The sequence below is a fragment of the Acinetobacter sp. KS-LM10 genome, assembly GCF_036896575.1.
Lineage (GTDB): Bacteria > Pseudomonadota > Gammaproteobacteria > Pseudomonadales > Moraxellaceae > Acinetobacter > Acinetobacter avistercoris.
In genome coordinates, this window is the sequence record NZ_CP145906.1 from 807,456 (window position 1) to 829,990 (window position 22,535).

The 22,535-nt window shown below is 36.4% G+C and carries 17 protein-coding genes; 12 read left to right on the forward strand and 5 right to left on the reverse strand.

The annotated features are described in order from the left end of the window. Positions 1 to 100 precede the first annotated feature (100 nt). The 3 genes from V5M36_RS03605 (at position 101) to V5M36_RS03615 (ending at position 4,261) form a co-directional block, all read left to right on the forward strand. The gene (locus V5M36_RS03605; RefSeq protein ID WP_338562100.1) at positions 101 to 2,224 is read left to right on the forward strand and encodes a TonB-dependent receptor; all 2,124 of its coding nucleotides are present in this window, start codon (positions 101 to 103) and stop codon (positions 2,222 to 2,224) included. A 619-nt stretch (positions 2,225 to 2,843) separates the two neighbouring features. Beyond that, positions 2,844 to 3,074 (forward strand): DUF2171 domain-containing protein, encoded by a 231-nt coding sequence (locus tag V5M36_RS03610; RefSeq protein WP_338562101.1) that lies wholly within the window; start codon positions 2,844 to 2,846, stop codon positions 3,072 to 3,074. An 812-nt stretch (positions 3,075 to 3,886) separates the two neighbouring features. Beyond that, positions 3,887 to 4,261: a hypothetical protein gene (locus tag V5M36_RS03615; RefSeq protein ID WP_338562103.1), complete on the forward strand. Its 375-nt coding sequence runs from the start codon at positions 3,887 to 3,889 to the stop codon at positions 4,259 to 4,261. A gap of 161 nt (positions 4,262 to 4,422) precedes the next feature. Here V5M36_RS03615 and V5M36_RS03620 read toward each other — a convergent pair whose 3' ends face one another. Then, positions 4,423 to 5,301, reverse strand: a complete 879-nt coding sequence (locus V5M36_RS03620) for an alpha/beta hydrolase family protein (protein ID WP_338562105.1) — start codon at positions 5,299 to 5,301, stop codon at positions 4,423 to 4,425. Between the two features lie 61 nt (positions 5,302 to 5,362). Continuing rightward, the gene (locus V5M36_RS03625; protein WP_338562106.1) at positions 5,363 to 6,148 is read right to left on the reverse strand and encodes a crotonase/enoyl-CoA hydratase family protein; all 786 of its coding nucleotides are present in this window, start codon (positions 6,146 to 6,148) and stop codon (positions 5,363 to 5,365) included. 304 nt (positions 6,149 to 6,452) lie between these two features. Here V5M36_RS03625 and pnuC point away from each other — a divergent pair, with 304 nt between their 5' ends. From pnuC to V5M36_RS03660, 7 genes are all read left to right on the forward strand, one after another. Beyond that, on the forward strand, positions 6,453 to 7,040 hold the full coding sequence (pnuC, locus tag V5M36_RS03630) for a nicotinamide riboside transporter PnuC (protein WP_338562108.1): 588 nt from the start codon (positions 6,453 to 6,455) through the stop codon (positions 7,038 to 7,040). A 362-nt stretch (positions 7,041 to 7,402) separates the two neighbouring features. After that, positions 7,403 to 7,666, forward strand: coding sequence for a hypothetical protein (locus tag V5M36_RS03635; protein WP_338562110.1), 264 nt, complete (start codon positions 7,403 to 7,405; stop codon positions 7,664 to 7,666). Between the two features lie 421 nt (positions 7,667 to 8,087). After that, entirely contained in the window at positions 8,088 to 9,287 is a 1,200-nt protein-coding gene (locus V5M36_RS03640) for a GGDEF domain-containing protein (protein ID WP_338562112.1), read from the forward strand. 137 nt (positions 9,288 to 9,424) lie between these two features. Then, positions 9,425 to 9,913 (forward strand): peptide deformylase, encoded by a 489-nt coding sequence (gene def / locus V5M36_RS03645; RefSeq protein ID WP_338562114.1) that lies wholly within the window; start codon positions 9,425 to 9,427, stop codon positions 9,911 to 9,913. A 186-nt stretch (positions 9,914 to 10,099) separates the two neighbouring features. Then, positions 10,100 to 11,224 carry a GGDEF domain-containing protein gene (locus V5M36_RS03650; RefSeq protein ID WP_338562116.1) on the forward strand — a complete coding sequence of 375 codons (1,125 nt, stop codon included), beginning with the start codon at positions 10,100 to 10,102 and terminating at the stop codon, positions 11,222 to 11,224. A gap of 262 nt (positions 11,225 to 11,486) precedes the next feature. Beyond that, positions 11,487 to 12,776 carry a glutaminase gene (locus V5M36_RS03655; protein WP_338562118.1) on the forward strand — a complete coding sequence of 430 codons (1,290 nt, stop codon included), beginning with the start codon at positions 11,487 to 11,489 and terminating at the stop codon, positions 12,774 to 12,776. Positions 12,777 to 13,078: 302 nt separating this feature from the next. Beyond that, complete coding sequence (locus tag V5M36_RS03660) at positions 13,079 to 13,558, forward strand: hypothetical protein (protein WP_338562120.1); 480 nt, start codon at positions 13,079 to 13,081, stop codon at positions 13,556 to 13,558. Between the two features lie 150 nt (positions 13,559 to 13,708). Here V5M36_RS03660 and dhaK read toward each other — a convergent pair whose 3' ends face one another. Next, complete coding sequence (gene dhaK / locus V5M36_RS03665; RefSeq protein ID WP_338562123.1) at positions 13,709 to 15,439, reverse strand: dihydroxyacetone kinase subunit DhaK; 1,731 nt, start codon at positions 15,437 to 15,439, stop codon at positions 13,709 to 13,711. A gap of 277 nt (positions 15,440 to 15,716) precedes the next feature. Between dhaK and V5M36_RS03670 the strand changes: the two genes are divergently transcribed. Both V5M36_RS03670 and V5M36_RS03675 read left to right on the forward strand, forming a co-directional pair. After that, positions 15,717 to 16,082: an endonuclease domain-containing protein gene (locus tag V5M36_RS03670; protein WP_338562126.1), complete on the forward strand. Its 366-nt coding sequence runs from the start codon at positions 15,717 to 15,719 to the stop codon at positions 16,080 to 16,082. A gap of 387 nt (positions 16,083 to 16,469) precedes the next feature. Then, positions 16,470 to 17,402 carry an IS5 family transposase gene (locus tag V5M36_RS03675; RefSeq protein WP_338559561.1) on the forward strand — a complete coding sequence of 311 codons (933 nt, stop codon included), beginning with the start codon at positions 16,470 to 16,472 and terminating at the stop codon, positions 17,400 to 17,402. A gap of 21 nt (positions 17,403 to 17,423) precedes the next feature. Here V5M36_RS03675 and V5M36_RS03680 read toward each other — a convergent pair whose 3' ends face one another. After that, entirely contained in the window at positions 17,424 to 18,524 is a 1,101-nt protein-coding gene (locus V5M36_RS03680) for a hypothetical protein (RefSeq protein ID WP_338562128.1), read from the reverse strand. A 120-nt stretch (positions 18,525 to 18,644) separates the two neighbouring features. Then, a complete protein-coding gene (metH, locus tag V5M36_RS03685; protein ID WP_338562130.1) occupies positions 18,645 to 22,331 on the reverse strand; it encodes a methionine synthase in 3,687 nt (1,228 codons plus the stop codon). Positions 22,332 to 22,535: the final 204 nt, after the last annotated feature.

Below are 22,535 nucleotides of genomic sequence, written 5' to 3' on the forward strand. Positions count from 1 at the left end.
CTGATTTGATATGAATGATCGCAAACCAAAAAATTGAAAAATGAGTACACAATTTAGCAAAAGTGTATTCGATGAACTAAATCATTAAGGCATACCATTTATGTATCAAAGTGCGAAATTTCCATTTGTAAAGTCGACTTTATCTTGTCTGATTGCTTGCGTGGGTCAAAATATTTATGCTGAGAGTAACGGACAAGACGTTCAGAAATTAGACGCGATTGTGAGTGAGGCGACACGTACAGATACGTCTTACTTAAATACGCCTGCATCGGTCTATCGCGTTGAACACAACGATACTCAAAATAATATAGGCGTTAATCTGAGTGAAACCTTAAAGGGTGTGCCAGGTTTGCAACTGAATAATCGTGAAAACTACGCGCAAGACTTACAGATCTCAATGCGTGGCTTTGGTGCACGTTCAACATTTGGTGTTCGCGGCATTCGTTTATATGTCGATGGTATTCCTGCGACTATGCCCGATGGACAAGGACAAACCTCGAATATTGATTTAAGTACATTAGATCGTATAGAAGTGTTAGGCGGACCTTTTTCATCTCTTTATGGTAACTCTTCGGGTGGAACAATTTTAACCACGACCAAGCAAGGTGAAGGGCGTGATTCAATTGAATTGGGCTATGCTGGCGGTAGTCATAATAAAGGACGTACAGATGTTGTTTTACAAGGCGGGGCAGATAAAGCCAACGAACCGAGTTATGTGATTAGCTCGTCTTATTTCGATACAGACGGCTATCGTGATCATAGCGAAGCGAAGAAAGTATTGAGCAATGCAAAATTGACTTGGGATTTAGATGATGGCTCTAAGGTCAATTGGATTTTGAATCATGTGGATATTGATGCCAATGATCCTGCAGGCTTAACTCGCAAACAGTGGGGAGAGAATCCAAAACAGCAAGTGCCATTTCTAAAACAATTTAATGTACGTAAAGAAATTCAGCAAACTCAAACAGGACTAACTTGGTCTAAACCACTGAATAATCAGCATGAATTATATAGCATGGCATATTTTGGTCAGCGCTCAGTGACACAATATCAGTCCATTCCAAGTAGTACACAAGAGAATCCACGTCACGCAGGCGGTGTCATTGATTTTGATCGTAATTTTTACGGTGCAGATTTCCGTTGGACAGGTAAGGACCTATTGCCAAATACCCGCTTTAGCGCAGGTTTAGCGGTTGATTTTATGGATGAAGACCGTAAAGGATTTGAAAACTTCAATTCAGATGGCATTTATGGCGTTAAAGGTAATTTACGCCGTAATGAAAATAATACTTTATGGAATTTAGATCCTTACTTACAAGCATCTTGGCAGTTTTTACCGACTTGGCGTTTGGATACAGGTTTACGCTATAGCAATGTGAATTATGAGTCTGAAGATCAATATATTAAAGGTACAAATGGTGATGACAGCGGTAAAACTGATTACCGTAAAGTATTGCCTTCCGTAGCACTATCATGGGCGATTACTCCACAGTGGAGTACTTACGCAAGTTACTCAAAAGGTTTTGAAACTCCAACCTTTACAGAAATGGCGTATCCATCCACAGGTGCAGCAGGCATTAACTTTAATTTAAAGCCTGCAACAAGTGATAACTATGAGTTGGGATTAAAAACCGACAATCAACTTGGACAGTTCACCGCTGCGATTTTCCAAAGTAAAACACAGGATGATATTGTTTCGAGTGAGGCAAATAATGGTCGAAACACATTCCGTAATGCTGATCAAACCCTGCGTGAAGGTTTAGAGTTATCTTGGAATAAAAAATTATGGCGTGACTTGACTGCACAGGCAAGTTATAGCTATTTAGATGCAACTTTTAATGCAGATATTCCAGCCATTGGGGATAAACCTCTTATTGCCTCAGGAAATGTTATTCCAGGTGTGGCAAAAAATCAGGCGTTTGCAGCATTAGCATGGCAACCTGAAACTGGTTTTAATGCAGGTTTAGATATCCGCTATATGGATAAGATCTATGTTGACGATATTAATTCTGATGCAGCACCGAGCTATACAGTGACTTCTGCGAATGTCGGTTATGTTTGGAAAAACAATGATTGGAAAATCAAAAGTTATGCGCGGGTAGATAATCTATTTGATAAACGCTACGCGGGTTCTGTGATTGTGAATGACGGCAATAGTCGTTTCTTTGAACCTGCGGATGGCGTGAACTGGAGTGCTGGTTTGAGTGTAACTAAAGCTTTTTAAGCTCACGTTTATCGCAGATTATTCACTTCATTTATTAGGTTTTATGTTTATATGACTTTTTTCATAGGTCATTTAATACTGAAAATCATAATCAATATGCTTTGATCCACGCCTTCTCCCTGATGGAGATGGCGTTAATACATATCAACTTACTGTCGCTCAATGAATTTCTAAAATGATATAAGTGATCTATTGAAATGTATCCTTTGCGGGGGGAACATATAAGACTTTAAAATCATCAGTTAATTTATAGTTAAATAAAGGTTAATATCAAATATTTAAACAGATTTTTTATTTAAATAAATTTTGATTTTTAAAAAAACATAAGTTTATGTCTAAATTAATAATGATGATAATTTTAGTGCATTTGATATTTTGGTAATACGATAAATTTCTTTACAGGGAATTAAAACATTGATAAAAAGCAGTCATTAAATAAATCAATAATTTAAAAATTTTAAATCACGACACAATTAGAGACAAAGAGTTACTTAATACTACTGAGTAAATAAAGATTAACAGTGTGTATTACTTACATTGCAAAAGCTGAAAAATGAATTTGAATAGGATACTTTAATAACTCGAGTTACTAATATTTAATGATAGAGGGATAGATAAAATGACATCCGTGAATATTACAGATATTAAAGAACATTCAAACGTTATTGCTTCATGTGGTACAAAAGTTGGTGACGTAGATCATTTGCAAGGTTCAGATATAAAATTGACTAAACATGGTGATGGTAAGCACCATTTGATTCCATCGTCATGGGTGGGAGAAATCAGAGACGATCAGGTCATATTAATCAAAGATTCTCAGGAAGTTGTAGATAATTGGACAGAAGTTTAATTTAGAATTTTAAAAGCCTCTTCATGAGGCTTTTAATTTGTCAGTTTTATTTTTTAAACACATGACTTTTTCATTAATCATTCGACTTCTATCAAAAGTCATTATCCACACAACGTACTAATTATTTGTATTCCCTCATCTTAACCCTCTACAAAAGGGAGAGGGAATATTTATACATTAAGTGCATAATGTGACGTTATTTTTTTATCCATTGGAAATTATAACTCTCTATTTTTAATAATAAAATAAGGAATATTTAATATTCTGTTTATCGAAATCAATATATTTATATAAATTATAAAAGGATTTGGTTTTAATTTAATTAATTTTATTTGTGGTGTGATTGGATAGATATATAATTTCTTTAGAACTGAAATTAATAATAGGTAATTATTTAGTTTTATAGTAACTAAATTAGTTAAAGATATTTAATTTCAAGACAGAAAAAAATCAGGCTTAAATTTAAAAAGTGAGTTGATTTTTAGGATTTAAATTTTATTTTTTGAATTATTTTAATCAATCATAAAGTTTATATAAATCAAACAGTCATCCCAAAATAAAAAAATATGACATGTATTGTTACGTTTAAACATTTTTTGTCACATTCTTAATCCTATAATATTTGATATACACCTTCTGAAAAATAAAGGTTTTTTATTCAAATAATTTCAATTATTTTTATTTTAATATGCTGATTTTTAAATATTTTTTAGAATTGAGAAAATCTTATGAAGCTTATTATTCTTATTTTATGCTGCATCTTTATCTATTGTTTATGGCGATTTGTCATTCAGAATAGTACAAGTACATTAATGAATCATAAGAAGTTTGATTTATCACGCTTATTCAAAGTCAAAGAAGCTGCCACTTTGCCTGCACCTCTTCCTGAAATTAACCATGATCCAAGTGATATCAAGCTTTTTGACGATGTTGCGAAACAGTTATTCGAAAAAAAAATTCAAAAAAAAGAACAGCAACATGCTGGCAAAATTCAGGCTGACTTTCTAAATAAAATGCCATCTCAAACTCAAACGGAAATAAAACAGTTTGATTTAGGTGAGTGGTCTATTTATTGGGCGTATCAAGACCAATCCTTAGAGTACTACGCCAGTAAGTATGGTGTTTTTTATACTCATGTTGATGCCGATGGTGTAGAGCATAAGTTAGACTTTAAAACTTCCCATTAAGTAACTAATAAAACACCAATTATTCAGATAAAAGCATTTTACTGAAAATTCTAAATTGCAATGAATAAACATAAACCTTAATTAATGATACTTCGTCGATATCAAATTTTTTAAATCAACACATTGGTTAAATGTACGCATTAGTTAAATAAGCTAAATCGTTAAATTAAAGTATTAAAAGTAAGGAACATATTATCCCAAATTTTTTCCGATCCTTTGCGGAAATATCCCATATGACCAATTTCTTTTAAACCATAGTCAGCAGCAGAAAGATCGATGAAACACATTTCAGCATTTTTATAATGTTGCATAAATGCTCTTCTGGAATCTGGTAATGCCCAGTCATCATCCAGTGCTGATACCGCATAAATTTTTGATTTGACTTGTGCATAACGTTCTTTGAGATGTTGTAGTTCAGGATCAGCAAAGAAGTATGTTGGATTTTTACACCATCTACGCCATTGTTTATAGACATCTAAAGGTAGATCTGCACCCATATTTAACTTGCTCCAAGGTAAATATCCATTTAAGGCAACAAGAGGTGGAAATATAATATTCCACATCACTGTAACTTTAAATTTCTCTTTAAATGGCATATATCCAGCCCAACCTGCACCCGTACCGAAACAATACATTGCGCTGACTTTGTTATGGTTTGGAGCAAGTCCTAATGCTTGCCCGCCATAGGAGTGTCCAACGATAAAAAGGGGCAGATTTTCGTCATGGTGATATTCAATTGCACCGGCGAGATCTAAACTTCCCCAGTCGAGATAAGACATTTTAAACCCTTTTAAATGTACAGGTGCAGATGCACCTACACCGCGATAATCAAAGGTGAGCACATCGAATCCTTGTGCAGTGGCATATTCTGCAAAGCGACGATAAAAGGGCTGTGGTACACCAGTAGCAGCCGTTAAAATTATTTTGGCTTTTGTATACGTTGGAAAATAACGTATACCAGACAATGGATAGTCATCGAGTGCTTTGAACTGAACGACTGAGGTATGATTTTCTGTTTCTTGGAAATTTTGATTGTGCATGTTCTTTTTATTCCTTGAATGAAAAGGGATGTTTTTAATGTCTTAGAATTGAACCGATTCCTTACTTGCCTCTAAATTGTGCTGCTCTTCGTCCGATCATGGCCATGACACCTTCTTGGACATCTTCAGTGCAGAGTAATGGCATAAGATGTTGATTAAGATTTTCAAAAGCTTGAATTTCACCTAACTGTGCGGCATCTTTTGCGGCAGCGATTGTGGCTTGGACTGCCAGTGGCGCTGCTTGAGCAATTCTTTCTGCCAGTTCAATGGCACGATCTAGAGGGTTTTCTTGAGTGATTTCATAAATTAAATTCATCTCTAATGCAGTAGGGGCATCGAAAGAATCACCTGTTAATAGATAGCGCATTGCAGCGTTCCAGCCCGCGGCTTTAATAAAGCGAGAGGTTGCACCCCCAAAAGGTAAAATACCGCGTAATACTTCAAGTTGAGCAAAAGACGTTTTGTCGTGCGCAATGGCTATATCAGCATTCAGCATCAGTTCAATGCCCGCTGTATAACAATATCCTTGAACAGCAACCACAACGGGTTTTTTACGTGGGCGTCCTGAAGTACCCCAAGGATTGATTAAGTTTGGATCTGAAGGAAAGATACCTGAAGACATCTTAGGTTGTAATTCAACTAAATCGAGTCCAGCTGTAAAATGCTCACCATGCGCAAAAATAACAGCGCATCTTAATTCTGGATTATCTTCATATTCAGTCAATGCTAATGATAAGTCGTGAATCATATGGCTATCGAAAGCGTTACGCTTACTGCTCCTATTGAGCCCTAAAAGATAAAGATGACCACGTATTTCACGACTGACTCCACCTGTTTGCTCCGTCATTGTCTTTCTCCATATATTCCTGAGCGGGATATGACTATTTTTAAACCAGTTGAGGGCTGAGGTCAAAACTGATGAGTTTAATGAGGAGATTGATATTTTCTTTAGGCTGGTTAAAAACTTAGCTTTGTTGTGATCGATTTGAAGTAGCTCATAGAAAAGGAAATTTAAAAATAGAGTGAGAAGAGAAAATTTTCAAATTAAAATTTTTTTAATGGATAAATATATAGTTAATTTTGATAATTCTGACTTGTGTTTATTTTTTGAGTTTTCATAATGGTGAAATATTTTTTATAAGAAGAATCTGATGTCATCCTTAGAAATTTTCGCAGTTATTATCAGTGTGATCGGTGTCAGTTTGACGGTGCTACGTCATATGTGGTGCTGGATTTTTAACTTCATTGCATTTGTACTTTATGCGTATTTATTTTATGAATATAAACTTTATGGAGAAACGATTTTACAGTTTATTTTTATGAGCTTGAATGCATATGGTTTTTATTTTTGGTTAAAAACTAAAAAAGTAGAGCATGTCATTAAGATTGAATCTATTGCTTCTTCCAAGGTGATCTTTCAAATGATTCTAGCCTCAATCGGCGGGCTAATATTTGGATTATTATTAAAAAATTTTACCGATGCGGCACTTCCAATTTTAGATTCACAATTAGCAGCATTTAGTTTATTGGCAACGTATTGGACCAGTCGAAAACATATCGCAACATGGGTACTTTGGGTTTTTGTTGATATTGTTTATGTCGGAATGTTTTTTTATAAGTCATTGTTCTTAACCGCAGGACTGTATGCAGCTTTTGTTTTATTGGCTGGATTTGGTTGGTGGAAATGGACTCAGGTTTGGAATCAACAAATAAACATGAAGGCCTTAACAACAGACTAAACAATGATTTATTCTTAGTTGCAATCTATTAAAGAATCTAAGAAGTAAAATACAAAGCAGCTGTTGAGTTCAAAAAAATTGAGTCAAAAGAATATTGACTCAAAAGAAAATATTAAATCTTTTTCATAAGTCAAAAAATGCGCTTCAAGTAGCAATACTTGATAGGTAAAAACCCCTTCTCCCTCTGGGAGAAGCTTAGAATGAGGGAATGCTCTTGATGAGTGTGTTGTGTGAATCATGACTTTTGAAAGAAGCCTGTTGATTTTAAATCACTACTAAATAGTAGTACCAGAAAATCAACGTCATAAAATCAGTATTACAAAATCAACATCTTTAAAGCACTAGCTGAAAGGAGTCAATTCATGCTTGATTTTAATGCGTATAAGTTGGCTCAATTCGATCAGCTTGCGGCTAAAATAAAAGCTGATCCCGAACATTATCTTCAGTTTGATTCTGTTTCAGATTTTTATAAAGCACCTTGGTTAGATGCGTTTCCCGTCGGAACAACATGGGTCTGTAGCGGTTTGGATGATGGTGCAGAGCAATTTGACGCCGTGATTCAATACAAAAATCGAAAGTTAAGTTTGAGTATCGGTGCTACAGTCTCTGTACATTTAAATTTTTAATTCTAAAATTTTTAATATTCAATATCTTTTAATATTTAACATCTTCTAATATTCAACATCATAAAGATTGTAGACTGTTGTCTTTCAAAGAAAATGATGAGCAGCGTATTTTTAAAGTGCTAATCTGTTTATTATACTTTTGGATCATATGAAATTAAAAAAATATAGTCAAAAATGAAACAAGTAAGTGAGTAAAACTAAATTGATTATTTTAAAAATAAAACTTCGAAGGGTCTGCTTGATTCTTTGAGAATTGATGTGATAGTTTTTTAATTTGTACAATAATAAATGTTGGTGTCTATGTGTATGTCAAACGTGAAATTTGAATATTCCATTTTCCAAGTCTAATTCAGACTTAAAGCTCAGACATTAAAAATCGATAGAACTGTATGGTTTGTTCAAAGTGAGATGAAGATTCATCATGCGTTTGCTTAATAAAATATTGCATCCCAGTACCGTAAGACAGTTTATGAAAAATAGTGTGCTCATGAACTGGAGCAATTTAAATAAGAGTATTGTTGTTCTTATTGCAGGTAGTCTTGCTCATCTTTTATGGTCATTTTGGTATCTCTATGTTTCATTAAGTCCTTCACTTCAACATTGGATGAACCTGAGTTATTTTCATTTTAATTTGACCTATTTACTGATTTGTTCTTTTATACATTTAATCTTGATCTATCCGTGTATATATCTAAAGGATAATCATTATATTCAGGTTTATTATCCTTATCTGGTGATTATATTTTTTGCTTCAACATTTATGTTTGTAGGTTATGCTATTGGGGTGATGAGCCCAGCAACTATTGCGAGTTTTATTAGTTTAATTAGTGTGGGATTGGTGCTTTTTGAGCGTAAAATTATCTATGTGATTTGTGTTCCTGTCGTGCTTTATTTACTGATGAGTATTTTATTAAGTGCATTCAACCAAATGGAATATGCACCAATATTTAGTCATGAATTAAATGAATCGGTGTTGATTCACAATAAGTTTTGGGTGTTTAGCCAGCTTTATTTATATATTCCTGTTTTTTTTGTCGCCATTGTCTTATTTGAAATATTGCTCACTCAGTGGCGTAATCGTGAAAAACAAATCAAAATGATTAGTCAGATTGATCCCCTGACAGAGATTTTTAATCGACGAAAAATAGGCTTAGAGCTCGCTATATGCGAGTCATCAGATCAGCCGTATGCCTTGGTATTATTAGATTTAGATTATTTTAAATCGATAAATGATAATTATGGTCATGATACTGGTGATATGGTATTAATTGGTGTTGCGCAAATTTTATCCAGTATTTTAAGGGAACAAGATATCGTTGGGCGCTTTGGTGGAGAGGAATTTATTATTCTACTTAAAAATAAATCCTTAAAACAATGTTTAGATATTGCGGAGCGCTGTCGTAAAGAAATTGAAAAAGAACACTATGTGATTGATAAGAAAAAAACAATACGAGTAACAGCAAGTTTTGGTGTGGCGGTTTCCACCGTTGGCTTAAAGAAAGAAATGGTTATTCAGCACGCAGATCGGGCACTTTATTTGGCTAAAAAAAGTGGTCGAAACCAAGTACGACATTATTTTGAATTAAAAAACGATTTGAATATGATTGAAAGCCATGAATAATATTGACCAGACGATGATAGTTAGAGCTAATTAATTGATTCTAAGGATTAAGCTTGGTTATTTTGAAACATAATAAATTATGATTAGGATGAAAATTACTCTAAAATAAAATTTAACCCATGATCAGATGATGTTTTATGACAGTACTTCATGTTGCTCAGCGTGGTGAGCCAATCTTAAATCTTGTCGCTACAGCAGTTTCTGAAGCTGAGTTTTCCAGCCCATGGCTTTTTTCATGCGTAGAAGCTCTGAAAGCAACAATGATAGCGCGCCATGGTGTAGGGATTGCAGCACCACAGGTCTATATTTCCAAACGAATCATCATTGTGGCTTCTAAACCTAACCCTCGCTATCCCGATGCACCAGAGATGGAAGCCATTGAAATGATTAATCCTGAAATATTGGAATTTTCTGATATTTTGCAGTTAGGCGAGGAGGGTTGCTTAAGTGTTGAAAGTCAACGGGGTCAAGTACTAAGAGCTGAAAAGGTTACAGTGCAATACTACAATCTTGTGGGGGAAAAAATACAAAACACATTTTCAGGCTTTCCTGCCCGAATCGTTCAACATGAAATCGATCATTTAAATGGAATTTTATTTGTAGATCGTATTGTGCTTAAAAACTGATCATTATAAACTTTTTGTTATAATCAGTTCTTGGGGTTATGGGGTTTTAAAATTAATAAGATCATCTCAGTTTTTATATAAAGAGTGGCAAAATGACAAGAAGGACATAATTTTTTGAAACTTTTCAAATCTTATTTAATTAGGTTAAAAAACTATGTTAGCTCTTTTTTAAAAGAGCCTGATAACATGCTGATTTATTGGAGTGATTATAGTAAAGGGAAGTTGATCGCCTTTTTCGGGATGATGAGCCAATATGCCGCGATTAAATGGTATCTCGTTTCCTATTTTTCAGAAGAAAATAATCGTTGGATTAATCCAGATTTTTTTATACAACGCTTAATATCTGTCAGTATTTGCTTTGTTATTTTTGCCGTGGTTTTCGGACTGTGTTTTGTCATTGGACACAACGAAAAGTTTAAGCTATTTGTCTCATATTTTAGTCCCGCTTTTTTTGGGATAACCATGATTTATAGTGGTTATACCATCGGTGTTTATAGTCCTGCAACGATGGCAGGATTCATCAGCATTGTACTTGTCGGTTTGGTTTTTTATAGTCGTAAAATTATATACAGCATCGCTATTCCTATTTTATTTTTCACGGTCATTACCTGTTATTTAACCTCGAATGGCTCGATTCGTTATGCACCTGTATTTAGTAAAGAGTTAAACGATAGCATTATCTATCAAAATAATTTTTGGCTGATTAGCATGGCGGAACTATATCTTCCAATTATGATTGTGTGTATTTTATTTTTTGAAATATTACTTACGCAGTGGCGCAATCGGGAAAAGCATTTTGAAATAGGCAGTAAAATGGACGCATTAACCAATCTGTTTAATCGTCGCCATATTACTGATGTTTTAACGGGGTTAGAAAAAGCTAAAGAAAAAAAATATGCTGTAATCTTGCTGGATTTAGATCATTTTAAAGCCATTAATGATCAATATGGACATGAGTCTGGTGATATTGTTCTCAAGCGAGTGGCTAATGTATTAAAACGAAATACCCGCGAAAATGATATCGTCGGACGCTTTGGTGGTGAAGAGTTTATTTTTATATTAAATTTTAATGATTTAGATGAAGTTTTAGAAGTCGCAGAAAGATGTCGGTTTCAAATTGAAAATGAAATTATTGTTTTAAATACGATGACTGAAATTAAAATCACAGCCAGTTTCGGTGTTGCGCTTTCTAAATATGGCCTAGGAAAAGAAGACGTTATTCGTCAAGCAGATCAGGCGCTTTACTTAGCAAAAGAAAAAGGACGAAATCTTGTTGAAGTTTATAGCGATAAATTAGAAAAAAAATTTTAGAGCATTAAATTTGTGAGTGTGTACCTGAGTGATATAGCCGCTGGATTTATAAATTAATGGTTTAGAAGTGCGTTGAAGACTGAATAAAAATCTCATGATAGAGGATGATTTTCGTAGTTAGCTCTTTGTCTTACAGGATCTATCAATCTATATTTATTCCTAAATTTGTAATCATTTTGTCAGCATAAACCATTTTTTATTGTAGTTTAAACTTAATCTATTATGGTGAAAAATAATATAAAAAATACATTGAGCCATGCTAATGAAAACACCTGTCCCAGATTATTTAAATCATGTTTTATCACAATGTAATAGCAATGATCAGGGGCAATTGGCTGATTATATTCCAGAGCTTGCATCTGCAGATCCCAATAAACTTGCAATCGCACTGGCAACCATTGACGGGACGATATACTCAATCGGAGATGATGATACTGAATTTACCATTCAGTCGATGTCTAAGCCTTTTGCGTATGCTTTAGCGCTTAAACATCATGGAATCAGTGCAGTTTTGGCAAAAGTTGGTGTTGAACCTTCTGGGGAGGCATTTAATCAAATCTCTCTCGATGCAAAACACAAACTGCCGAAAAACCCCATGATTAATTCGGGTGCAATCACAACACATTCCTTAATTCCTGTTAAAAAAAAGGTATCACGTGCGGAACATTTGCGTCGTTTTTTAAGTGAGCTTGCAGGGCGTGAGCTTTCATTTGATGAGCAAGTTTATCAATCTGAACTGGATACCGCATTTCGTAATTTATCGATTGGTTACATGCTCAGAACAGTAGGTGTGTTGGAGGAAGATCCTATTGATATTGTGCATGGATATATTCATCAGTGCGCCATCAAAGTAACCGTGAAAGACTTGGCCAATATGGCAAGTGTGCTTGCCAATGGTGGGCTTCAAGCCAAAACAGGCAAACGCATTCTGGAACGCGATGTTGCTCGTCAAGTGCTGAGCGTGATGATGACGTGTGGTATGTATGATGCTGCGGGTGATTGGCTCACCAGTGTCGGTATACCGGCTAAAAGTGGTGTTGCGGGTGGGATCATTGGTGTACTACCCGGGCAAGTCGGTTTAGCTGTGTTTTCTCCAAAGCTAGATGAACATGGCAATAGTGCCCGTGGTATCGAGATTATGGAGCAGCTTTCGCAGGATATGGGGCTTCATTTGATGGAAGGAACTCCGTCGGCTCAAACGATTGTACAAAATCGCTATCAGATCGGTAAGCGTAATGCGATCGTGGTCTATGAACTGCGTGGTGTATTGCAATTCACAGAGTCGGAAATGCTGCTCAGAATATTGCAAGATGAGCCTGCATCAAAAAACACGATTATTCTAGATCTAACCAATATTTCACTCATTCATAATGTGGGTGTCAAAATGTTGTTTGAAGGTGTAAATCGCTTAAAAGAGGATGGGCACAACGTTGTAGTCTTAGATGCGGAAGGCATTTTGACTGAAGAACAATGCAAGGGTCGAAAAAGAATTGTGGTAAAACAAGACCTGCAGGAATATTTGAAAAAGGTTTTGAAGAAAGATCCGAAGTGAAAATTTTGAGATCATAAAATCTTTTAAATTGATTTCTTTTGTGGGTTGTTTTTTACACAACAAAACCACAGTCAGAATATCCTCATATTAACCTTCTTGCAGCGCGAGAAGGAATTTCAATAGATGAGGTTATTGCAGCTTAATGATTTTTTTTGAATTAAAATAGAGATCTAATCAACAAAATTTTAAAAGGGATGATCAATTTAATATTTATAAATGAATGAAAATAAGGGTTAAGTCTAGTGATTGAGACTAGAGAATTTAAACTAAAGAATGAAGAGTTGAAATGGAGAAAAATAAGAATGAAATCTAAAAACATGATTTACATCGTCACATTTTTTATGGGATTAATCACTCCGACATGGTCTTCAGCAGAAAATTTTGTTGAGCCGATTATTCAAGGCAAGGTTTATAAAAATTGGATTGCAAATCCTAAAATATTCGGTAAACCTATTCAGGTTTTGAAGGGAGGAGAAGATGAGTGCAATGGAGGGAATTTTCCAGATCAATATCAATTCAAAAACTTTAGCTTGCTTTCAAATGGGAGTATTCAGGAGGTATATTTGACTCAAAATAACAGTCTGTTTTTTCATAACGAACGAATTTCTCCAAACTTAAAAAAACTGCAGTTCATAAAAAAATTTAAAAACCACATATATATAGACAGTGAAAATCCAAATGTATTGAATGCAGAAGCATCTGATGACAGTAATGATTCAATTGAATTTATCTTTAAAAATAACCAATTATTAAAATATAAATTACATATAGATGATTGTTAAATAAAGCGAATGAAGTTCTGAGAGGGCAGATTGATCGATGATTTAATTCTTTGATACTTAAATAAATTCTTTGATAACTAAATAAAAGCACCGAAATAGTTCAGTGCTTTTATGGTGGGCTATATTTATGTTTGGTTTAGATGCTCAGGCTTATTTTATTAGTGCAGCTAAATCACTAAAGATCACACCCAGACCATGTGCACCTGCATCAGGGTAGCCTAAGCTACGATCACCGACTGTACCTGCACGACCCATGCGAGCAACGATGTCTTTGGTTGACTCTGCACCTTGCACAGCGGCTTGAGCACCTAATACAAAGTTTTCTTTAAAACTTTTTTCGTTATTGCTCGACCATGAGTCCGCACATGGAACAAGTGCATCGATCAAGGTTTTATCACCGACAACAGCACCACGACCAAATGAGCGTTCACCTGTGATTTGAATGCCTTTCACCGCGTCTTGGAGCATCGTGGCAAAGTTTGAAACTGAAAGCGTGGTTTTGCCTTGAATCGATTTACTCGCTGCACGGAATGCTGAACCCCAGATAGGACCTGAAGCACCACCACAATGTTCCATAATGATGATTGAGCAATTCAGTAAAAACTCATCCATACGTTCATACTGCATCAATTCATGCCATTGGCGTTTGAGCTGTTTAAAACCTTTTGCCACGCTCATACCGAAGTCACCATCACCTGCGTGGGCATCGAGCTCACAAAATGGCACTTCATTTTTAATAATACATGCACTCATGGCATCAATCACGTAGCGCATATTTTCAATACTAAATTGTTCATCTACAATTTTGGCATATTCAGCATGGGTTTCAATTTGAGTATTTAATATTGATTCTGCTTTACAGTCATTGATCGCAAACTCAAGTGGACGTGCTATTGAACCATCCATTTTAAAGGCAGGCGTATGTGCTTCGGCATCTAAATAGGTTTTGAGTTCATCATCTAAAGCAAGCAAGGAGACAGATGCACCTGCCATGTCAATACTGGTCATATAGTTGCCGACAAAAGTACGGTAAATCTTGATGCCTTTGCTTGCCAAGTGTTGGCATACATCATGATTGAACAAATACAACTCTTGCATTGGCGTAGAGCCAAAACCATTCACCAGCACTGCAACTTCATTTAAATCAGGACGATCTAAAAATAGGTCATCCACAATACGTTGAGCGAGTTCTTTAGATGGGATAATTTTTTCACGACGGATACCTGGTTCGCCGTGTATGCCGACGCCATATTCCATTTCATCTTCAGCCAATGTGAACGTCGGTGTACCTTTGGCAGGTACGGTGCAAGAATTAAAAGCAAATCCAAGACTGGTCACATTGTCCGCGGCTTTTTGTGCAATTTCTTTCACACGCGTCAAGACAAAACCTTGCGTTGCAGCTGCACCTGCGATTTTATGAACAAATACCGTTCCTGCTACACCTCGACGGCCGACGGTATAAAGACTGTCTTTGACGGCAATATCATCGGCCACTTTAACGTAATCAACTTGAATACCATCCTCAGCTGCAAGTACAGCGCCATTCTGGAAATTCATCATATCGCCAGAATAGTTTTTGATAATCATCAAGACGCCTTTTTCAGTCGCGACTTGTTGTAGGGTTTTATAGACTTGAATCTGTGAAGGGGATGCAAATACATCACCACATACTGCTGCGTCTAACATGCCTGTTCCAACAAAGCCTGCATGTGCAGGTTCGTGACCGCTACCACCACCGCTGATCAATGCCACATTATTGTGTTTTTCTTTGCGTGACACGATTTTGTATGCTTCGTTAAAACTGAGTTCAGGATGCGCAAGGACCAATCCTTTACACATTTCGACCACGATATTTTCAGCATCGTTGATTAACTTTTTCATTGAAACACCAATAATTTTAAATTTGGGAGAAATTTGTTGTCTATTATCATAGAAATGAGCGAAGTTTGCAGACTTAAAAATGTAAATATGGATGGTTTGAGATAGAGTGGTTAGAAATGGGGCTACTTTTAATGTATATCTATGTAGTAAAAGAATCCCCCCCTAAATCCCCCTTTTGTAAAGTGGGACTTCACGAGACTTTGATGTTGGTTTTGGATTCGTGATATTCCCTTTTTTTCTAAAGAGGGATTAAGGGAAATTCAAAGAGAGAATAAAAATGAAACCCTACAATAAAAATTTAAAACAAGCCTCGCGTGACTTACGCAATAATATGACTGATGCTGAAAAGCTGTTATGGGCACGACTGCGGAACAAACAAATTTTAGATTTGCAGTTTTATCGGCAAAAACCAATTTTGAATTACATTGTAGATTTTTACTGTCCTGCTACCAATTTGTTGATTGAGTGTGATGGCAGTCAGCATTTTACTGATGATGGACTCGAAGCAGATCGGATTCGGGATGAAGCTTTGGGTCAACTTGGCTTAACCGTGCTGAGGTTTAATAATGGACAGGTGATGGGGCAGATTGATGATGTGGTGGAAGAAGTTTATCAATATTGTTTGAATTATTTGGCTGAATAATCTCCCTAAATCCCTCTTTGGAAAAGAGGGACTTCACGCGAATTTAATGATGGTGTTGGATTCGTGATATACCCCCCTTTTAAAGGGAGGTTAGGAGGGATTTAAGCACGCTTTTCAATAGGCTGAACAAAAGTACCATTTTCTGTTTCTGTTTCTGTTTCTGTTTCTGTTTCTGTTTCTGTACTTTCTATACTTTTTTCTATATAGGAAGGTTGTTTCCCAAAAATTTCAATAAATGCTTCTGTAAAATGCTCTGTCTCACGAAAATTTCTAAAACACGGCCATTCTAAAAAAGATACTTCATCTAACTCTTTAGATTTTCCAGTTTTAATCGGCTTTGTTGCAGAAAGCTATTCCTGAAGGCTTCTTTAGCAATATAATTTCCAAATGAAGAAGCCTGCATCCAAAATCTATCGCACAACGAATTGGCCCTCTTATAACCAAGCTCTAATCAAGCGAGGAAATATTTCAATTTGGTTCAATCCTCAGACTCAATGGTATGCTCAGCCACAAGCTAAGCATGGAAGAAATCAAACCTATTCTGATACAGCGATTCAGTGCTGTTTGATGATCAAATCTATCTTTCGCCTTTCTTTGCGTATGGTCACAGGCTTTGTGCAAAGCCTTATTCAACTTAGTGGGTTAAGTTGGACAGCACCGGATTATTCCACACTTTGCAGACGACAAAAGCAGATTGATATTGCGATCAGCTATCAAAAAAGTCATGAAGGACTGCATCTATTGGTAGACTCAACTGGCTTTAAGTTTTTAGGCGAAGGTGAATGGAAACGCAAGAAACATCAGCCTGAATATCGTCGGCAATGGCGTAAACTGCACATTGGGATAGATGCTAAAACCTTACAAATACGAGCTGTACAGCTCACAACAAATAATGTCAGTGACTCACAAGTTTTGGGTGATCTGCTGAATCAAATCCCATTTGATGAACGCATTGATTCTGTCTATACCGATGGAGCATATGACACGAAATTGTGTAGACAAGTGATTTCAGATCGTCATGCACATGCCGTAATTCCTCCAAGAAAAAATGCAAGGCCATGGAAAGATAAGCAATTGGGATCTTTAGAGAGAAATGAATTATTGAAAACAGTCAAACATCTAGGAAGAGCGCTGTGGAAAAAGTGGTCTGGTTATCATCGACGTAGTTTGGTCGAAACTAAGATGCATTGCATCAAATTATTGGGCGATAAACTCAGTTCGAGAAACTTTCAAAGCCAAGTCAATGAAATCCATGCACGTATAGCCGTGTTAAATAAATTTACAGAATTAGGTCGCCCTCACACCCAAGTTGTCACTTAAATTTGTGCAGCTTAGGAAAGATCAGTCTTTAAAATCTTTATGCAACAAAGCCGTTTTAATCATATATCTTTTTGCTAGATCAAATTCCTCTCTTAATACTGCTGCACATAACTGATAAGAGTCTTTACATGCAGACCAATCTTCAGCATCAAGTATTTGATTAAAATTTCTATTACTGAATTTATACGATATAGATTTATTTATTACAAAAACTAGCCTTTGACTTTCAGAACTCCATTTTTTTAATACATCACAGGCAAAGTCTAATAATATGGATGCTAATTCATATTCTTCATCAACTAATAACTCATAAGTTAAATTACTTAAACTGTCATCTGCCTTTTCTAAATCTTTAGGAAATTGTTTTCTCCATAAAACTTGAGTTAATTTCACTGGGATTTCATAAAGTGTTCTATAAACAATATTTATATATTTTTTATCTGCGCGAAGTTTTTTACCTGCCTCAGATTCTTTATCTAAATCAAATTTAGCATCACGACATTTTTTAATATATTGCTCGGAAATTATACCGTTGCAGTGTACAAAAAGATTTCTTCTTTCTGTTAATTCTATAAATTGTGGCCATGATTTTAAACCAGTTTTTAACGGTAGGTTATATTTATTTTCCATCCAATCAAACTGTTTAGAATGACTATCTCTTAATAGATTTTCAATTTCATGACTGATAATTTTATCGCGAGCTTCTTCAATACTATTTAATGTGCTTAACTCTTCAAATGTTATTGTCTTTTGATCGGCTTTAAGTAATTCTGGTTTTTGTTTCAGTATATATTTATTTAGTTGTCCTAAAAATGAGTCATATTCTGAAACAAAAGTAACCAAAAAAGATTTTGGTAATATCTCTAGTGCAAGTTGAGATTGTTTTCTTTTAGTACTTAACCGATGTATTGAACGAGCATGTTTGAAACTAATCTTAAATCCGGCATCTCCATTTTCATCTGTAAAAGGTTGTCCACATTCTTCAAGTTGTTGATTGAATTTTTTATTTGTACTTATAAAATTTTCAATTACAGAATGAATCTGAGAGGGAATAATTTCATTTAAAGCCACAATCTTGTGAAGATAGTCATCAAGTATGTTGTGAAGTTCGTTATTTTCCATTTAGATTTTTTTGAATATTGAAGTAATTAATATTATATAAAAAATCCCCACTCTCGAGGGGATTTTTTTATTCAATAGGAATAGATTCTTCCCCCCTTTAATAAAGGGGGCTAGGGGGATTTAAACAATAGAATCATCCAAATTCGGCGCTAACCAACGCTTCGCCTCATCCAAAGTCCAACCTTTACGCTTCGCATAATCTTCCAACTGATCGCCAGAGATTTTACCTACATTAAAGTATTCAGTTTCAGGATTTGCATAATAGAAACCACTGACAGAAGAAGGCGGCCACATAGCAAAACTAGAAGTGAGGTATGTGCCCATTTTCTCAGTCGTACCGAGCCAATCAAACAATGCCACTTTTTCTGAATGCTCAGGACAAGCAGGGTAGCCCGGTGCAGGACGAATCCCGACATATTTCTCTTTAATCAATTCTTCATTGCTTAAAGACTCATTGGCTTGATAACCCCAGAACTCTTTACGAATACGCTCGTGTAAATGCTCAGCCAACGCTTCAGCAAAACGGTCACCCAATGCTTGCGCCATAATTGCGGAGTAATCATCACCCTTGGCTTTATATTCGTGAGACAACTCTTCTGCACCAAAGATCGAAACAGTAAAGCCACCCAAATAATCCTGTGCAACGTCTTGAGGCGCTACAAAGTCAGCCAATGAGTAGTTGGATTTACCCGTCACTTTGTCAGACTGCTGACGCAAATGTTCAAATGTATGCGTCACTTGCCCCGCTTCATCTGAGACAGAAACAGTATCTGCACCAGTACGGTTTGCAGGGTATAGGCTAAACGTAGCACGTGCGTCATAACGTTTATTTTCAATAATGTCTTTCAACATGATTTGTGCTTGTTCAAACAAATCTCTTGCTGCTTCACCGACCACGTCATCTTGTAAGATTTTTGGATATTTACCTGCCAAGCTCCAAGAGATGAAGAATGGTGTCCAGTCAAAATATTCAACCAAGGTTTCAAGCGGGTAGTTTGTAAAAGTTTGCGAGCCTATGAAATTCGGTTTGATTGGTGCATTTTGAGTGAAATCGATTTTAAAACCATTTTCAACAGATTCAGCATATGACAACTTCGCTGCTTTCGGTTGTTTGTTGGCTAAGCGAATACGAATTTTTTCATAATCCGCTGCATAGTCTGCCAATAGTTTTGGCTTCATTTCAGCAGAAAGCAATTGCGTTGCAACACCCACGGCACGTGAGGCATCGGCAGTATAAAGCACACCGTCATTATGATATTGCGGTGAAATTTTTACTGCTGTATGTGCTTTAGACGTCGTCGCACCACCAATCATCAATGGAATTTTAAAGCCTTTACGTTGCATTTCTTTAGCAACAAATACCATTTCATCGAGTGATGGTGTGATTAAGCCCGACAAACCAATGATATCAACTTTTTCATCAATCGCAGTTTGTAGAATTTTCTCACACGGCACCATCACGCCAAGGTCAACAATGTCATAGCCATTACAACCTAAAACTACACCAACAATATTTTTACCAATATCGTGTACATCGCCTTTTACGGTCGCAAGTAAAATTTTACCTTTAGCTTGTGCTTGAGTTTTCTCTGCTTCAATGTACGGGTTCAACCAAGCTACAGCTTGTTTCATCACGCGTGCAGATTTCACCACTTGCGGTAAGAACATTTTACCCGAACCGAACAGGTCACCAACCACGTTCATGCCTTGCATGAGCGGGCCTTCAATCACATCCAGAGGACGGGTTGATTGTAAACGTGCTTCTTCAGTATCGACATCAATATAAGTGGTGATCCCTTTGACCAACGCATACTCAAGACGTTTTTCAACGCTTTGCTCACGCCATTCTAAGTTTTCAGCTTCACGTTGAGCACCGGCCTTACCACGATATTCTTCTGCAACTTCAAGCAATCTTTCAGTGGCATCTTGCAATGACTCACCTTGGTTCTGGTTGCGAACCACATCTTCAACTGCATCTTTCAAGTTTTTTGGAATATCGTCATAAATCGCAAGCTGACCTGCGTTAACGATACCCATCGTCAAACCTTGTTGAATCGCATAGTACAAGAACACCGCATGAATCGCTTCACGAACAGGTTCATTGCCACGGAAAGAGAAGGATACGTTTGAGATACCACCAGAAATCATGGCATTCGGTAGGTTTTGTTTAATCCAACCTGTTGCTTCAATAAAATCAACAGCGTAGTTATTATGTTCTTCAATCCCTGTCGCAATCGCGAATACGTTCGGGTCAAAAATAATATCTTCAGAAGGGAAGCCAATTTCATTGACTAAAACGTCATATGAACGCTTACAGATTTCTTTCTTACGTGCAGCCGTATCTGCCTGACCATCCTCATCAAATGCCATAACAATAACAGCAGCACCGTATTGACGACATAGACGTGCGCGCTCTACAAATTCGTCATAACCTTCTTTCAATGAAATCGAGTTAACAACGGCCTTACCTTGAACGCATTTTAAACCAGCTTCAATAATTTCCCATTTTGAAGAATCCAGCATAATCGGAACACGAGAAATGTCAGGCTCAGATGCGATTAAGTTTAAAAACTTAACCATCGCACCTTGAGAATCCAGCATGCCTTCATCCATATTGATATCGATGATTTGTGCACCGCCTTCAACCTGATGACGTGCAACGTCTAAGGCTTCAGTGAAGTTTTCTTCTTTAATTAAACGTAGGAATTTTTTAGAACCTGTGACGTTGGTTCGTTCGCCGACGTTTACAAAGAGTGAATCTTTAGTAATGTTAAATGGTTCTAAGCCTGATAGACGACACGCAGGCGCAATTTCAGGGACTTGGCGTGGTGGAATATCTTTAATCGCATTGTAGATCGCACGGATATGATCCGGTGTTGTACCACAGCAGCCACCAGTAATATTAATCAAGCCGCTTTCTGCAAACTCTTTAATGAAGGCAGCTGTTTCTTCTGGTGTTTCATCATAACCACCGAATGCATTCGGTAAACCCGCATTGGGGTGAGCAGAAACAAAAGTATCTGCAACATCAGAAATGGTTTTGACGTGTGGACGCATGGCATCTGCACCCAAGGCACAGTTAAAACCAATCGACAATAAATCGCCGTGGCGCACAGAGTTCCAAAATGCTTCAGGCGTTTGCCCAGTCAATGTACGACCAGAAGCATCGGTAATCGTGCCTGAAATCATCAATGGCAATTCATAGCCAATTTCTTTGAAGACTTCTTTGACCGCAAAAATCGCGGCTTTACAGTTCAAGGTATCAAATACAGTTTCAATCAGCAGAATATCTACACCACCTTCAATTAAGGCATGCGCAGCTTCAATATAATTGACTTTGAGTTCATCAAAGTGAATGTTACGAAATGCAGGATCATTCACATTCGGTGAAATAGAACAGGTACGCGAAGTCGGTCCAAGTACACCTGCCACAAAACGAGGTTTCTCTGGCGTTGAATATTTCAAACATGCCGCTTTTGCAATACGTGCTGCTTCACGGTTGATTTCAGGAACCAAATCTTCCATATGGTAATCAGACATCGAAACGCGTGTGCCGTTAAAGCTGTTGGTTTCAATAATGTCCGCACCCGCTTCTAAATAAGCTTCGTGAATGCCTTGAATAATTTGGGGTTGGCTAAGTACCAATAAGTCATTGTTGCCTTTTAGATCTGATGCCCAGTCTGCGAAACGTTCTCCACGATAATCAGCTTCTTCTAATTTGTGTCGCTGGATCATCGTGCCCATCGCACCATCGATGATCAGAATACGTTGAGCAAGAAGTGCTTTTAATGTAGCGAGGGTAGACATCAATGACTCTCTCTAAATATTTAGCTTAATAAAGGTGCGTTATTTTAACAGATATTGCGCAGCATGCAGCGCAAATAAACATCTTCATGGGCATAACTCATGCTATTTAGCGTGTTTAATCGCCATTTTTATGAAATTTGAAATATTCAAATTAAATTTATGTTTTTATTCATAACTTTGTCATATTTTTCGAGCAAAATAATT